Source organism: Nocardioides sp. P5_C9_2, from assembly GCF_054049555.1.
Map to the genome: position 1 here is coordinate 1 of NZ_JBFUMD010000032.1, position 15,144 is coordinate 15,144.

Annotated in this window: 13 protein-coding genes and 1 pseudogene; 4 read left to right on the top strand and 10 right to left on the bottom strand. The window is 73.3% G+C overall.

Annotation, left to right across the window (positions count from 1 at the left end; all coding sequences use genetic code 11):
• From ACXJKL_RS03120 to ACXJKL_RS03135, 4 genes and pseudogenes are all read right to left on the bottom strand, one after another.
• Positions 1-577, bottom strand: a pseudogene (locus ACXJKL_RS03120) (allophanate hydrolase subunit 2 family protein); the annotation flags it as partial.
• Positions 577-1,185: a 5-oxoprolinase subunit B family protein gene (locus tag ACXJKL_RS03125; protein ID WP_457205591.1), complete on the bottom strand. Its 609-nt coding sequence runs from the start codon at positions 1,183-1,185 to the stop codon at positions 577-579. The pseudogene ACXJKL_RS03120 and the gene ACXJKL_RS03125, both read right to left, overlap by 1 nt.
• Positions 1,182-1,961, bottom strand: coding sequence for a LamB/YcsF family protein (locus tag ACXJKL_RS03130; RefSeq protein ID WP_457205592.1), 780 nt, complete (start codon positions 1,959-1,961; stop codon positions 1,182-1,184). Before ACXJKL_RS03130 ends, ACXJKL_RS03125 begins: the two co-directional genes overlap by 4 nt.
• A complete protein-coding gene (locus ACXJKL_RS03135; protein WP_457205593.1) occupies positions 1,961-3,220 on the bottom strand; it encodes an NRAMP family divalent metal transporter in 1,260 nt (419 codons plus the stop codon). The genes ACXJKL_RS03130 and ACXJKL_RS03135 overlap by 1 nt, the downstream gene beginning before the upstream one ends.
• Positions 3,221-3,333: 113 nt before the next feature.
• On the opposite strand from ACXJKL_RS03135, the gene ACXJKL_RS03140 reads away from it, so the two are divergent.
• Positions 3,334-4,047 (top strand): GntR family transcriptional regulator, encoded by a 714-nt coding sequence (locus tag ACXJKL_RS03140; protein WP_457205594.1) that lies wholly within the window; start codon positions 3,334-3,336, stop codon positions 4,045-4,047.
• On the opposite strand, the gene ctlX is transcribed toward ACXJKL_RS03140, so the two are convergent.
• Complete coding sequence (gene ctlX / locus ACXJKL_RS03145; RefSeq protein WP_457205595.1) at positions 4,044-5,084, bottom strand: citrulline utilization hydrolase CtlX; 1,041 nt, start codon at positions 5,082-5,084, stop codon at positions 4,044-4,046. The two genes, ACXJKL_RS03140 and ctlX, sit on opposite strands and share 4 nt — an antisense overlap.
• Positions 5,085-5,122: 38 nt before the next feature.
• On the bottom strand, positions 5,123-6,040 hold the full coding sequence (locus ACXJKL_RS03150) for a universal stress protein (RefSeq protein WP_457205596.1): 918 nt from the start codon (positions 6,038-6,040) through the stop codon (positions 5,123-5,125).
• 150 nt (positions 6,041-6,190) lie between these two features.
• Here ACXJKL_RS03150 and ACXJKL_RS03155 point away from each other — a divergent pair, with 150 nt between their 5' ends.
• Complete coding sequence (locus tag ACXJKL_RS03155) at positions 6,191-6,712, top strand: DUF6328 family protein (RefSeq protein ID WP_457205597.1); 522 nt, start codon at positions 6,191-6,193, stop codon at positions 6,710-6,712.
• A 147-nt stretch (positions 6,713-6,859) separates the two neighbouring features.
• On the top strand, positions 6,860-7,135 hold the full coding sequence (locus ACXJKL_RS03160; RefSeq protein ID WP_457205598.1) for an HU family DNA-binding protein: 276 nt from the start codon (positions 6,860-6,862) through the stop codon (positions 7,133-7,135).
• Positions 7,136-7,214: 79 nt separating this feature from the next.
• On the opposite strand, the gene ACXJKL_RS03165 is transcribed toward ACXJKL_RS03160, so the two are convergent.
• Positions 7,215-8,321, bottom strand: a complete 1,107-nt coding sequence (locus tag ACXJKL_RS03165; protein ID WP_457205599.1) for a threonine aldolase family protein — start codon at positions 8,319-8,321, stop codon at positions 7,215-7,217.
• A gap of 154 nt (positions 8,322-8,475) precedes the next feature.
• Here ACXJKL_RS03165 and ACXJKL_RS03170 point away from each other — a divergent pair, with 154 nt between their 5' ends.
• Positions 8,476-10,518: a PhoX family protein gene (locus ACXJKL_RS03170; RefSeq protein ID WP_457205600.1), complete on the top strand. Its 2,043-nt coding sequence runs from the start codon at positions 8,476-8,478 to the stop codon at positions 10,516-10,518.
• Here ACXJKL_RS03170 and ACXJKL_RS03175 read toward each other — a convergent pair.
• From ACXJKL_RS03175 to ACXJKL_RS03185, 3 genes are all read right to left on the bottom strand, one after another.
• On the bottom strand, positions 10,505-11,251 hold the full coding sequence (locus ACXJKL_RS03175) for a hypothetical protein (protein WP_457205601.1): 747 nt from the start codon (positions 11,249-11,251) through the stop codon (positions 10,505-10,507). The genes ACXJKL_RS03170 and ACXJKL_RS03175 overlap by 14 nt on opposite strands.
• 24 nt (positions 11,252-11,275) lie before the next feature.
• Positions 11,276-11,926, bottom strand: a complete 651-nt coding sequence (locus ACXJKL_RS03180; protein WP_457205602.1) for a SatD family protein — start codon at positions 11,924-11,926, stop codon at positions 11,276-11,278.
• 84 nt (positions 11,927-12,010) lie between these two features.
• A complete protein-coding gene (locus ACXJKL_RS03185) occupies positions 12,011-14,989 on the bottom strand; it encodes a bifunctional [glutamine synthetase] adenylyltransferase/[glutamine synthetase]-adenylyl-L-tyrosine phosphorylase (protein WP_457205603.1) in 2,979 nt (992 codons plus the stop codon).
• Positions 14,990-15,144 lie beyond the last annotated feature (155 nt).

A 15,144-nucleotide genomic window follows, 5' to 3' on the forward strand; every position in this document is an offset into this window, starting at 1 on the left:
GCCCGTCGACGACGCGCAGGGTCACGTCGCCCTCCTCGGGCCCGGCCACCGGCGCCAGGTCGACGCCGGGCAACGGCGCCACGGCGGCGCCCACCGGCAGCCGGTCGCCCGCGGCCAGCGGGGCCGGACCGAGCGCGGCGAGGGTGTCCGCGGACCGGGAGCCGAGCTGGGCCGGCACCGCGATCCCTCCTCGCACCCCCAGGTAGCTGCGCAGGCCCGCGAGGGGCGTCCCGAGGCGCAGCGTCGCGCCGTCGGGCACCCAGACCACTCCGTGGGCGCCCTCCTGGCGACCGTCCACGCTCACCGGGCAGGGGGCCCCGGTCAGGGTGACGGTGACGTTGCCGTGGGCGACGAGCTCCAGACCCCCGAAGGTCACCTCCAGGGCGGCCGCGGACTCCGGGTTGCCGAGCATCCGGTTGGCCAGGCACAGGGCCGGGGCGTCCGCGGCGCCGGAGTGGCCGACGCCCAGGGCGCCCAGGCCCGGGCGGCCCCGGTCCTGCACCGTGGTCAGCACCCCGGGGGTGACCACCTCCAGGCACGTGGACGTCGCCGTCCCGGTCCTGCTCCCGATCGGCATCACGCCTCCACGAACCTGACGCGGACGCCGGGCACCAGCAGGGCGGGGGGGTCGCGGTCGAGGACCCAGGGCTGGAGGGTGGTGTGGCCGATGAGCTGCCAGCCGCCGGGCGACTCCCGGGGGTAGACCCCGYTGAACTCGCCGGCCAGCGCCACGGCGCGGGCCGGGACGCGGGTGCGGGGGGCGCTGCGCCGCGGCACGGTCAACCGGTCGTCGGTGCCGACGAGGTAGCCGAAGCCGGGCGAGAAGCCGCAGAACGCGACCGTCCACTCCTGGGCCGTGTGCGCCTCGAMGACGCCCCGCTCCCCCAGCCCGGTCAGCCGACCGACCTCGGCGAGGTCCTCGCCGTCGTAGGAGACGGGCACCTCCAGGCGGCCGGCGTCGGGGCGGTTGCCCGGCCGCGGCTCGGCGGCCCGGACCGCCTGGCCGACGCGGGCGGGGTCGGACGTCGTCGGGTCGATGCGCAGCATCAGGGTCCGGGCGGCCGGCACCAGGTCGACGACGCCCTCGGGCGGGTCGTCGACCAGCTCGGCGTAGAGCGCGAGCACGGCGTCGAGGTCGGCCAGTTCGACGAGCAGCCCGGAGTCGCCGCACGGGAGCAGCCTCATGCGGCGTCACCCCCGGCGAACGGGGTCAGCCGGACGCCCGCCTCCTCGAGCCCGCGTCGTACGGCGGTCGCCATGGCCACCGCCCCCGGGCTGTCCCCGTGCACGCACACCGACCCGGCACTCACCGAGACGACCGAGCCGTCGGCGGCCACCACCTCCTGCCGGGTGACCATCCGGACGGTGCGCTCGGCCACCTCGTCGACGTCGTGGAGCACGGCGTCGGGCTCGCGCCGCGGGACCAGGGTGCCCTGCGGCGTGTAGGCGCGGTCGGCGAAGGCCTCGGGCACCGGCGTGAGCCCGGCACCCTCGGCCGCCGCCAGCCACACCGAGCCGGGCAGCCCGAGCACCGGCAGCGTCGGGTCGTAGCGCACGACGGCCTCGACGACGGCCTCGGCCTGCGCCTCGTGGTGCACGATCGCGTTGTAGAGCGCGCCGTGCGGCTTGACGTAGGCGACCCGGGTGCCGGCCACCCGGGCGAAGGCCTCCAGGGCCCCGATCTGGTAGAGCACGTCGTTGGTCAGCTCCTGGGGATCCATGTCGACGAAGCGCCGGCCGAAGCCCGCCAGGTCGCGGTAGCCGACCTGGGCGCCGATCACCACGCCACGCTCCGCGGCTCGCTCGCAGGTGCGCCGCAGCACCGTCGGGTCGCCCGCGTGGAAGCCACACGCCACGTTGGCACTGGTGATGACCTCGAGCAGCGCGTCGTCGTCGCCGAGGGTCCAGGCACCGAAGCCCTCCGCCAGGTCGGCGTTGAGGTCGATCCGCTGCGCGGCCATCACAGCAGTGCCTTGATGCCCTCGAGGGAGTTCCAGCCGAGGTAGACGGTGAGCACCCACACGAGGGCCCCGACGGCCAGCAGCCACCTCGGGTACCGGTAGCCGTTGAGGAGGTCCATCCGGCGCGCGGCGACCCACAGGATCACGGCGAAGCCGACCGGGAGGATCAGTCCGTTGAGGGCACCGGCCAGGACCAGCAGCGTGACGGGCGCCTTGCCGAGCGCAAGGTAGACCACGGCCGAGAAGATGATGAACCCGACGGTGATGAGGTTGCGCCTGGCCTCCAGACGCTTGGAGAAGCCGGCGAGGAACGACACCGAGGTGTACGAGGCGCCGATCACCGAGGTGATGCTCGCGGCCCACAGGATGATGCCGAAGACGCGCACCCCCACGTCGCCCAGTGCTGCCTGGAAGGCGGAGGCGGGCGGGTTGTCCGCGGCCAGCGTCACGCCGCCGGCGACGACGCCCAGCACGGCGAGGAACAGCAGGGCGCGCATCACGCCGGTCACCACGATGCCGGTCACCGACCCGCGGGTGATGTCGCGGACGTGGTCGGGACCGGTGATGCCCGAGTCGACCAGCCGGTGGGCCCCGGCGTAGGTGATGTAGCCACCCACGGTGCCGCCGATCAGGGTGGTGATGATGAGGAAGTCGACCTCGTCGGGCAGCACGGTCTGGCGCAGCGCCTCACCGACGGGCGGGCCGGAGACGATGGCGGCGTACAGCACCATGGCGATCATCAGGACGCCGAGCACCACCACGATGCGGTCCATCGCGATGCCGGCCCGCTTGCTGAGGAAGATCCCGATCGCGATCGCCGCGGAGATGGCGCCGCCGATCTTGACGTCGATCCCGAGCATGGCGTTGGCGCCCAGCGCCGTGCCGCCGATGTTGCCGATGTTGAACACCAGGCCGCCGAGCACCACGAGGGCGGACAACACGTAGCCGGCTCCCGGGAGCACCGTGTTGGCCAGCTCCTGAGCACGCATCCCGGACACTCCGACGACCCGCCACACGTTCAGCTGGACGGCGATGTCGACGAGGATGGACACCAGGATCGCAAAGGCGAACGCGGCACCGAGCTCGGCGGTGAAGACGGTGGTCTGGGTGATGAAGCCGGGGCCGATGGCGCTCGTGGCCATCAGGAACATCGCGCCCAGCAGGGCTCCGCGGGCAGTGCCGCCGGGCCTCGCCGTCGGGGACTCCTGCGGCGGACTGGTCCGGCCGGTCCTGCTCTCGCTGGTCTGGTCGTCGGTCATGGCTCACCCATCTGTCGGTCCCGAATGATGCGGTCGGGAGGTGGTCCCCGTCACATCAGAGTGACGGATTGTTCAACAATCCGTCAATACCCCTGTCAGATATTGTGACTGGTGTGACGAACACAGACTGGCTCGACGAGCTCGGCGCCGAACGATCCCGGCTGGGCCGCGCCAGCACCGCGGGTCGGGTCGCCGACGTGCTCCGGACCCGCATCACCGAGGGCAGCCTCGCCCCGGGCACCCGCCTGTCCGAGGAGGACATCGGCGCCGCACTGGGGGTCTCGCGCAACACCCTGCGCGAGGCGTTCCGGCTGCTCGGGCACGAGCGCCTGCTGGTGCACGAGTTCAATCGCGGCGTCTTCGTCCGCAAGCTCACGGTGGAGGACGTCCACGACCTCTACCAGCTGCGCCGCATCCTGGAGTGCGGCGCCGTCCGGCGGGCCGCCGAGCGCTACGCCCCCGACGAGCTCGGCACCGGCCGCTGGAACCGGCTGCTGGAACCGGCCCGGGACGCCGTCGAGGAGGGCGAGGCCGCCGCCGCCCGCGGGCAGTGGCTGGCCGTGGGCACGGCCAACATGCACTTCCACCAGGCGGTCTCCGCTCTCGCGGAGAGCCCCCGGGTGGACGAGGCGATGGGACACCTGCTCGCCGAGCTCCGGCTGGTCTTCCACGTCATGGCCGCACCGCAGGCCTTCCACGAGGCCTACCTGCCGGGCAACCGGAGGATCCTCGAGCTGCTCGCCGCCGGGGACCTCACCGGCGCCGAGTCCGCGATGGCGGGCTACCTCGACGCGGCGGAGGCCCAGCTCGTCGCCGCCTACGGCTAGGCGTCGGCCTTCTCGTCGGCCCGGATGAGGTCGCTGCCGTCGAGGGTCCCGGCGTCCTCGTTGATGGCCTCGACGGCCTCGGTGAGCTCCGGCTCGGCGCTCGGCCGACGGTCGAGGTGCACCCCCGCGATCATGCAGCGCACCGAGCCGCCGGCGAGCTCGATGGTCGGGATGTCCACGGCGACGATCTCGCAGGACTCCTCGATCGCCGCGACCTGGTCGGGACGGAGGCTGCCGCACGCGCGCGCCGACATGGCCATGATGTAGCGGCGCCGGCCCTGCGGCGTACGCCCGCACAGCTCGACGGCGTTGCCGGCGAACTCGCGGATCTGGTCCTCGGTCAGCTCCACGACGGTCCGCCCGTTGACCGAGAGGCGCTCACGGACCTGGGCCCGCCGGTCCGGGTCGGGGATCATCTCGAGGGCGATCAGGGCGACCTCGGTGCCGATGCAGGCGATGACGTTGGTGTGGTAGACCGGCACGCCCGTCGAGTCGACCGCGTCGAAGGCCATCGGCTCGTAGCCGAAGTCGGTGCAGAAGCGCTCGAGGACGTGGGTGTCGGCCCGGTAGCTGCGCGCCGTGTAGGCCACCCGGGACACGTGGTCGAGCACCATCGCGCCCGTCCCCTCGAGGAAGATGCCGTCGGGCTCGAGGCCCGAGTAGTCGACGATCGTCTGCACGCGGTACGACGACTTGAGCATCTCGAGCACGTCGGCGCGACGCTCGTGGCGTCGGTTGGAGGCGTACATCGGGTAGACGGCGACCATGCCCCCCGCGTGGGTGGAGAGCCAGTTGTTGGGAAAGACGCTGTCGGGGCGCGTGTGGTCCTCGTCGGCGAACACGTGCACCCTCACACCGGCGGCCCGGAGGGCCTCGGCCAGGGCGTCCATCTCGGCCAGGGCCCGCGCCGCGGTGTCGTCGTCGCTCTGCCCGAGGGGCGCGTCGGCCTGGAAGGCGTTGTCGGCGGCCGTCGCCGGGTTGGGGGTGAACCGTTCGGCGCGGATCAGGATGACTGCGGAAGGGGCCTGGGCACTCACGGGAGCGCAATCTAGACCATCGCGGGACCGCTGGCCCCTCAGACCACGTCGGCGTGCTGGTGCCCGGCACCCCAGTGGTGCCGCGGCCGTGGGTCGGCCAGCAGCACCGGGCACCTGGCCTCGCGCAGGACTGCCCTCGCCACCGGTCCCAGGTGGGACCCGGCCGGCACGAGCGGGTCGTGCCGCCCGATGACCAGGACGTCGGAGGTGCGGGCGGCCCGGATCAGCGCGTCACCCGCGTGGGCGTGCCGCGCCTCGATCACGACCGTGAGGCCCTCGGCCTCGTCGCCGAGCGCCGCGAGCGCGGTGCGGATGTCGTCGGTGGCACGCTCGGTCCACTGCTCGTGCTCGATCCGCGACACGATGATGTCGTCGTACGCCCCGGGGTAGGCCCAGGTGTGCACCACGCGCAACCTGGCGCCGCGCGCCCGGGCCTCGTGGACGGCCGCCCGCAGCACCTGCTCGGCGCGCTCGGGGATGTCCACCCCGACGGCGACCGTCGGGACGTCGTCCTCGCGGGGCCTCCACGCGGCCGGTACCGACACGACCGGTACGTGCGCGTGCGCGGCCACGCCGCTGGAGGTCGACCGGGTGACCACCCTCAGCACCCGCGCGAGCGGTCGGCGCTGGAGGACCACCATCCGGCACTGCTCGGACGCCGCGACGATGGAGGGCACCGGTCCGCCCCACACCAGCTGGGTGGTGACGGGAAGGTCCTCCGGGAGCAGGTCACGCGCCAGGGTCCTGGCCGCTCCCAGGACAGCCCGGGCGGCGTGCTCGAGGTCCACGATGTCGACCAGCACCATCTCGGGGCCCTCGGCGACGTGGTGCAGGACGTGGAGCAGGTGCAGTCCGCACCGCTCGCGGACCGCCACCTCGGTCGCGTACTCCAGGGCCGCGTCCATCGGGTCGTGCCCGACGGCGACGAGGACGGGTCGTGCCTTCTGGTCGGGCATGGCGGATCTCCGAGTCTCGAGGGTGGGTCCTCGTCCCCACGGTGCCGCCCGGGGGTCCCGACGCCCTAGGGCCATAGGGCCCGCCAGCCCCCGACGGACGTCACCGAATCCCGTCYGGCACGGCGGTGGTCGGCGCAGGTACGTTGAGGGATGACCGAAGGACCCGAGCCGACCACCCGAGGCCGTCACGAGACCCGCGACGAGCAGCTCGACCGCAACTGGGACGACCTGCTGCAGGAGCTGCGTGTCATGCAGACAGGGGTCCAGCTGCTGGCCKGCTTCCTGGTCACCCTCCCCTTCCAGAGCGCCTTCGCCGAGCTGGACCACTACCAGCGGACGCAGTACCTGTGCGTCCTCTCGTTGGCCGGGCTGACCACCCTGATGATGCTGGTGCCCGTCGCGGTGCACCGACGACTCTTCGGCGACGGGGTCAAGGAGTGGCTGGTCGGGACCGCCCAGCCGGTGTCCCAGGTGCTGCTCGCCGCGGTCGCTCTGCTCATCGCCGGCGTCACCTCGATGGTGTTCGACGTGGTCCTCGGCCGCGTCGCCGGCTGGGTCGCCGGCGGCGCGGTGCTCACCGCGGCAGTGCTCCTGCTGGTCGTCCTGCCGGTCCTGGTGGGCCGTGCGAGCCGGGGCCCGCGGGCGTCCCGGCGGGACCGGATCGGACCGTGACGCGGCCCCTCGGTGCCACCACCAGCGCCGGTGTGCCTATAGCGTGGCTCACCGAGCACGACGCCCAGACGTAGCCGGGTTTGGGGATCAACCCCCGGATCCTGTTGGGTGGAGTGAAATCCAAGGATCGAACAAGGAGCAATACACGTGAACAAGACCGAGCTTCGCGACGCCATCGCCCAGCACGCCGACCTGACCAACGCGCAGGCCGACAAGGCCCTCGAGGCCGTGATCACCTCGATCACCTCGACCGTGGCCAAGGGCGAGAAGGTCACCCTCCCCGGCTTCGGCACGTTCGAGTCGCGCGAGCGTTCGGCCCGCACCGGCCGCAACCCGCAGACCGGCGCGACCATGGAGATCGCGGCCAGCAAGGCCCCCGCGTTCAAGGCCGGCGCCGCGTTCAAGACCGCGGTCAACGGCTGATCGCAGCACCCTGCGTGTCCCCGCTGGGACCTGAGTCACGAGGTGACTCAGGTCCCAGCGGCCATTTCGGGACCTGCCGTCAGGCGCCCACGACGCGGGCCAGCCAGTCGGCCACCACCTCGGGGTCGTGCTCGGTGGCCGCGGCGTAGCAGGCCAGCTCGGCCACCACCGTGCCCGGGTCGTCGGTCTGCCGGAACGGCCCGCACAGCATCGTGTGCTCGGCCTCCATGAAGGCCACCAGCCGCTCGTTGACCTCCTCGGCCACGCCGTCGGCGTACACCTCGAACGTGCACATGCCCGGCACCGCCGGGTGCACGCGGATTCCTCTCGCAGGCAGGGCCGCGGCCAGCGACCGCGCCCACGCGGCGTACTCCCCCATCCGCGGCAGCTCCTCGCGCAGGCCGAGAAGCCCACCCACGGCGTACGGCGTCATGGTGAAGAGCGTGCCGCCCATCCGCTTGCGCCACGACCGCAGCTCGTCGATGACGTCCGTCTCGGCGGCGACGCAGGCGCCGGCCTGGGCCCCGAGGCCCTTGTAGAACGACACGTAGATGCTGTCGAACAGTGCCGCGATCTCCTCGAGCGGCCGGTCGTAGAACGGCTGGGACTCCCACAGCCGTGCCCCGTCGAGGTGCAGCGGCACGCCGCCCTGCCGGGCCGCCGTGGACAGCCCGACCAGGTCGTCCCACGACGGCAGCAGGCAGCCCGCGTCGCGCAGCGGGAGCTCGGTGAGTGCCGCCCCGAGCCGGCCCGGGAGCGCCTCGAGGTCGGCGGCGACCGGCGTGCGTCGGCCGGTGGTGAGGAACTCCCACTCGAGCCCGTGCAGCCGCCGCGGCCCGTCCTCCTCGTGGTGGACGAGGTGGGACAGGTCGGGCAGCGCCACCCGGCGACTTCCCGACCGGTCGCACCAGATCCGCAGCACGGCCTGCTGGGCCAGCGTGCCGCTCGGCACGAAGAGTGCGGCCGGCTTGCCGAGCAGCGCGGCGACCTGCCCCTCGAGCTCGCTGACCGCGCCGCGGGAGCCGTAGCCGTCCCACTCCTCGATCCCCAGCTCCTCGCAGGCCGCGGCGAGCCTGGTGAAGTCGTCGGCGGGGCGGGTCAACCGCCAGAAGACCGTCCGCTCGCAGGAGCGGGCGGCGGCACGGAAGCGGTCGGCGAAGGAGGCGTCGTCGGGGCGGGTCGTCACCGTCGCATCCTCCCATCAGCCGCTGTTCACACGGACGTCACCGTCCGGCCAGACGGGACCGGTTGGCTCCTGTCCGCGGGCACTCACGCAGTGCCCGACCAGCTTCCGCAGGCCCCGCCTGCACCTGCCGTGCCCGACCCACCAGGAGCGATCGATGACCCTCACCCCCCAGTCCCCCGGCCGCCTGCTGCCCATGGCCGGCCACACGCACGCCAACCGCAGCGCCGTCACCTGTCACCTGCGGTGCGGCGACGCCTGCTTCAGGGAGGTGCCCAACACCACCGAGACCGGCTACTTCCGCGACGTCGCCGCCACGGCGCTGTCGCGTCGTACCGTCCTGGGCGCAGCCGCCCTCGGCGCCGCCACCGTCGCCTTCGCGCCGCAGTCGACAGGTCGCGCCCTCGCCACCCCGGGCACCGGCACAGGCGCCGGCCGTGGTCCCGCCCGTACCGGTCTCGCGTTCGACGCCATCGGCCCCGTCGCGACCACCGTCGACGACGTCACCGTGCCGAGCGGCTTCCGCTGGGACCCGATCATCCGGTGGGGCGACCCGATCACCCCCGGCGCGCCCGCGTTCGACCAGGACGCGCAGGGCCACGAGGCGCAGGCCCAGCAGTTCGGCTACAACTGCGACTACCTCGACATCATCGTGACCGACCGCAAGGGCACCCGCGCGCTCCTCGTGGCCAACCACGAGTACACCAACGAAGGCATCATGTTCCCACCGACGATGCCGGCCGAGGAGGTCGCGCGCACCGCGTGGGCCGCCCACGGGATGTCCGTCGTCGAGCTGCGCCGCAAGCACGCCGGTGAGCCGTGGACGTACGAGCGCACGGGTCGCCTCAACCGCCGGATCACCCTCGACACCGTCTTCGCCGTTGACGGCCCGGCGGCCGGTTCCCCGCTGCTGCGAACCGCCGAGGACCCCACCGGCACCCGGGTGCGCGGCACCATGAACAACTGCTCCGGCGGCACGACGCCGTGGGGCACGGTGCTGTCCGGCGAGGAGAACTTCAACCAGTACTTCTTCCTCGACACCGACGCCCAGGCCCCGACCGCCGAGCAGAGTCGCTACGGCCTCGGGAAGCAGGACTCGCGCCAGTGGCGCCTGTACGACGACCGCTGGGACGCGACGAAGAACCCGCACGAGCCGAACCGCTTCGGGTGGGTGGTCGAGGTCGACCCCGAGGACCCGCGCTCCACCCCCGTCAAGCACACCGCGATGGGCCGTTTCAAGCACGAGGGCGCCAACGTCATCGTCAACCGCGACGGCAAGGTCGTGGCCTACATGGGCGACGACGAGCGCTTCGACTACGTCTACCGCTTCGTCTCCCGCGACACCTACCGCGCCGGGGGGTCCAAGCGGGACCGCGCGCACAACAAGACCCTGCTCTCGGCCGGCGACCTGTCGGTGGCGCGCTTCACCGGCGACGGTCTCGCCGACGGCGTCAGCGACGGCACCGGCGAGTGGCTGCCGCTGACCGTCGACGGCGAGTCGGTCGTGCCCGGCATGACCACCGAGCAGGTGCTCGTCTTCACGCGCCTCGCCGCCGACAAGGTCCAGCCGACCAAGATGGACCGCCCCGAGGACGTGCAGCCCAGCTACGTCAACGGGTTCATCTACGTCGCGTGCACCAACAACACCGACCGCGGCAAGGTCGGCAAGGAGGGCCCCACCGAGCCCAACCCGCGCAACGCCAACAAGGACGGCCACGTCGTCGAGATGATGCCGACCGGCGGCGACCACACGGCCGCGACCTTCGCCTGGAACCTCTTCCTCATCTGCGGCGACGAGGCCTCCGCGGGCACCTACTTCGGCGGGTACACCGGACCGGTGTCGCCGATCTCCTGCCCCGACAACGTCGCCTTCGACTCGGTCGGCAACCTGTGGATCTCCACCGACGGCCAGCCGAGCGCGATCAAGAAGTCCGACGGCCTCTTCAAGGTGCCGGTCGCGGGTGCCGAGCGCGGCCGGGTCCAGCAGTTCCTCGCGGTGCCCACCGGTGCCGAGACCTGCGGACCTGTGATCCACGACCGGGACGGCTCGGTCTTCGTGGCCGTGCAGCACCCCGGCGAGGACGGCTCGTGGGCGGCCCAGCAGTCGTACTTCCCCGACTTCGTGGGCGCCGGCGGCACCCCGCGCCGGGGTCAGTTCGCCGGGCCGCGCCCGACGGTCGTGCAGGTCACGCGCCGCTGAGCAGCGCCAGGCAGCCCAGCGCGACCAGCCAGCTGATGAAGCTGCCGACCAGGAAGTACTCCGTCAGCTGGTGGATGCGCTCCTGCTCGCCGCGCGAGGACAGCTCGGGGAAGCGCAGCAGCCCCTTGGCCGCGACCACGATGGACGCGGCGGTGATCTGACCGGCGAGCGCCAGGGCCAGGATGAAGACCCGCTCCATGGGGCCCAGCAGGCGGCCGCCCTTGAGCCGCACCGCGGACGGGTCGGCCTCGATCGAGCCGTGCTCGTCGGGGTCGGCCGTCCCGGTCGCGGCGAGCACCAGCCGCACGATCACGTTGCCGGTGCTCAGCTGCACCAGGAACGCACCGAGCAGCAGCAGGGCTCGGTCGGGGTCCAGGTCGGCGAGGCCGGGCAGCCCGCTGCCCTCCAGCCACGACGCCCACGGCCCGCCCGCCGGGCTCGCCGCACCGGAGACCAGGACGGCCAGCCCCAGTCCGCCGCCGAGGACGAGCAGCGGCACCCACACCGGGATCCGGTGCGCGAAGCCGTGGGTCACGGTCTGGCCCCAAGCCACGACGAGGCCGGCGATCACCAGCAGCGCGAGCACGTCGAGGGGCTCGGTGAGGCCGGCCAGCAGGCCGACGAGGACGGCGAGGATCGCGCCGCAGGCCTCGGGGACGATCCGGACCGGACGCACGGAGTGGGCGAGGTCGGCGACCGCGCAGCCGATCAGCAGCACCGCGATCCAGCTCATGGCACCTTCCTCATGGCATCCCCCTCATGGCATCCCCCTCGTCAGGTCGTGGGCGGCGAGGATCGCCGCGAGGCCGTCGGCGCGCACCCGCTGGGAGACGGCCGAGGGACTGATCCCGAGCCGGTCGGCGAGGTCGCGCTGCGACTCTCCGTCCAGCAGACCACGCAGCACCGACACCGAGCGCCCCGACAGGCTGCTGACCAGGTGGTCGCGCAGCACGAGGGCGGCGTTGACGGCCGCCTCCTCGCTGCTCGCGGCCGGGTCGACGCCGGCGCTGTCCGGGCTTGCGACGTACGCCGTGCGCAGCGACCGCACCCCCGGGCGACGCTCGGCCCCCTCGACGCGACCGATCGCGGCCCGGGCCGCCCACCACCCCGGACCGTCCTCCACGCGCGGCTCCTCGCTGAGGACCTCGATGCGGCCGCGGCCGATCCCGTGGCGCACGTCCGCGTCGGGCAGCAGCGCCAGCCGCACCGTCAACGAGGCGTGCAGGGCGTCGCCGAGGGAGGCGAAGACGCCCTGGTACTCGTCGCCGACCTGCATGCGCACCGGGGTGGGCGGACCCAGCTCGGCGTTGACCCGGTCGAGCACGGCTGCGAAGGTCCGGTGCAGGGCACGGCGGTCGGTGCTGCCGCGCGACCCGATCAGGTCCCCGATGAGCGTCGTCGCTGTCATGGCTTCACCTCGCTGAAAAGAAGGTTATCACTTCACATATTTGCGAGTGAAGTGATGTTCTTCATTTCAGGTCGGACGCGCCGCTCACTCCCAGAAGACCTTCTCGACGACCGCGTGCGCCCGCCGGGTGGTGCGCAGGTAGTCGTTGAGCATGCGGTCCGACTCCCCCGGTGCGTAGCCGAGCACGGCCGCGACCGCCGCCTTCTCGCGCGCGTCCCGCGGGAGCTGCTCGGCCGGCTTGCCGCGCACCAGGGTCACCGCGTTGCGGACGCGGCTCACCAGCCGCCACGATGCCGCCAGCGTGTCGGCGTCCCCGGCGTCGACGAGGTCGGCCTCCACCGCCGCCGAGAGCGCCTCGAGCGTCTGCGGCGTCCGCAGTCCCGCCACCCGTCCGGCGTGACGCATCTGGAGCAGCTGGACGGTCCACTCGACGTCGGCGAGCCCGCCGCGGCCCAGCTTGAGGTGGGTGTGCGGGTCGGCCCCACGCGGCAGCCGCTCGTCGTCCACCCGGGCCTTGATGCGGCGCACCTCCACGATGTCGTCCGCGCTGATCCCGTCCTCGGGGAAGCGGAGCGGGTCGATCAGCGCGGTGAAGCGGGCGCGCAGGCCCTCGTCCCCCACGACCGCGTCGGCACGCAGCAGTGCCTGGAACTCCCACACGTGCGACCACTTGGCGTAGTACGCGGCGTACGACTCGAGGGTCCGCACCAGCGGCCCCTGCCTGCCCTCGGGCCGCAGGTCGGCGTCGACCTCGAGCGGCGGGTCGGTGGCGGGCATCGAGAGCAGTCGCCGCAGCTCACCCACCACCGCCTGGGCGTACGACGCCGCGACCTGCGGCTCGGTGCCGGGAACCGGGTCGTGCACGAACATGACGTCGGCGTCGCTGCCGTAGGACAGCTCGAAGCCGCCGTAGCGACCCATCGCGACGACCGCCATCCTGGTCGGCTGCGCGGCGAGGGACCGCTGCACGCGCACCGACTCCATCGCCACGCGCAGCGTCGCCTCGAGCGTCGCGTCGGTGAGCCGTGACAGGCCCTTGCCGACGTCGGCGACGTCGATCTCCTCGAACAGCTCGCCGCAGGCGATCCGGAACAGCTCACGGCGGCGGACGGCACGCACCGCCCGCACCGCCGTCTCCGGCTGCTCGTGGCGGCCGGCGAGCGCCAGCATCTCGGCGGTGAGCGCCTCGGCGGACAGCGGGGCGAGGGACTCCCCCAGCATCCGGACGCCCTGCGGCTCGCGCTCGAGGAGGTCGGTGGCGTAGCGGGACGTCCCCAGCACGACGGCCAGCCGCTGGGCGACCTGGCCCTCGTCGCGCAGCATCTTGAGGTACCACGGCGAGGTGCCGAGGCTGTCGCTGATCCGACGGAAGCCGAACAGGCCCGCGTCGGGGTCAGGAGCGTCGGCGAACCACTCGAGCATCACCGGCAGCAGGGTCCGCTGGATGTCCGAGGTGCGCGAGACCCCGCTCGTGAGCGCCTCGAGGTGCCGCAGCGCGGCACGCGGGTCCAGGTAGCCCAGCGCGGACAGCCGCTCCTGCGCGGCGTCCAGGGACAGCCGGGCGTCCTGGCCGGGAAGCTTGGCGACCGCGGCGAGCAGCGGGCGGTAGAAGAGCTTCTCGTGCAGGCGGCGCACCTCGCGGCGGTGGTAGCGCCACTGCTTGTCGAGCTGGACGACCGGCTCGGAGTAGAGACCGAGGGAGCGGCCCAGCCGGCGCAGCGCCCCCTCGTCGTCGGGCACGACGTGGGTCCGCCGCAGCTGGTGGAGCTGGATGCGGTGCTCGAGGGTGCGCAGGAAGCAGTAGGCCTCGTGGAGCGCCTCACCGTCCTCGCGGCCGACGTACCCCCCGCGGGTCAGCTGGTCCAGCGCGCTCAGGGTGGCCCCCGAGCGCAGGCTCGGGTCGGCCCGGCCGTGCACGAGCTGGAGCAGCTGGACGGCGAACTCGACGTCGCGCAGGCCACCCGAGCCCAGCTTGAGCTGCCGCTCGGCCTCGTGGGCGGGGATGTGGTCGACGACCCGGCGGCGCATGGCCTGCACGTCGGCGACGAAGCCCTGGCGCTCGGCGGCCGACCAGACCATCGGCGCGATCATCTCGACGTACTCCTGGCCCAGCGCCAGGTCGCCGGCGACGGGGCGGGCCTTGAGGAGGGCCTGGAACTCCCAGGTCTTCGCCCACTTCTCGTAGTAGCCGCGGTGGCTGGCGAGGGTACGGACCAGCGGCCCCGCGGCGCCCTCCGGGCGCAGGTTGGCGTCGACGGGCCAGATCGTGCCCTCGGCGGTGTGGTCGGAGCAGATCCGCATCAGGTGTGAGGCGAGCTGGGTGGCGGCCCGCAGGGCCTGCGACTCATCCGCCCCCTCGGCGGGCTCGAAGACGTAGACGACGTCCACGTCGGAGACGTAGTTGAGCTCGTGGCCACCGCACTTGCCCATCGCGACCACCGCGAGGCGGGCCGTCGCGGCGCTCTCCCCCACCCGGGCCCGGGCCACCGCGAGCGCGGCCTCCAGGGTGCCGGCGGCGAGGTCGGCGATCTCGGCGGCCGCATCGTCGACGCCGACGTGGTGGGCGAGGTCGCGTGCGGCCAGGCGGAGCAGGATCCGGCGGTACTCGACGCGCAGCGCGTCCACCGCCTCCGCGTCCGGCATCCCGGCCACCGGTGCGGTGTCGTGCGGGTCGGCCCCGACGGCGCGCAGCAACGACTCGCGCACCGCGTAGGCCGCGGCCCGCGTGGTGCCCAGGGTCGGGTCCGTGAGCTCCCGCCAGTGCTCGGGGTGGCGCGCGAGGTGAGTGGCCAGGGCCGCACTGGCCCCCAGCACCGAGCAGAGCCGCATCGCGGTGCCCTCGTCGTCGGCGACCTCGGCCAGCATCGCCTCGCGGTCCTCTGCCTCGTGGGCCCCGACCTCGTCGGCCAGCCGCAGCAGCCCGGCCAGGGCGGCGTCGGGATCGGCCGAGGCCGCCAGGTGCGCGGTGAGCGCGACCCCGGCGTCACCCAGCCGGGCGATCCCGGCCAGCGAGCCCTGACCGTCCTGGAAGCCGAGGCGGACCAGCTGTCCCGCGGTGGTCATCGGCGCGCCCCCGCTAGCTCGGCGAAGCGGTGGGCGAGGGGACGCCAGGCGGTGTCCAGCTCGTCGCGGGCGGCGTCGACCTCGGCCAGCACGGCGTCCTGGTCGAGGCCGCGCTCGAGGTGGTCGGCCCGGTCGCTCTCGGCCCAGGCCTGCAC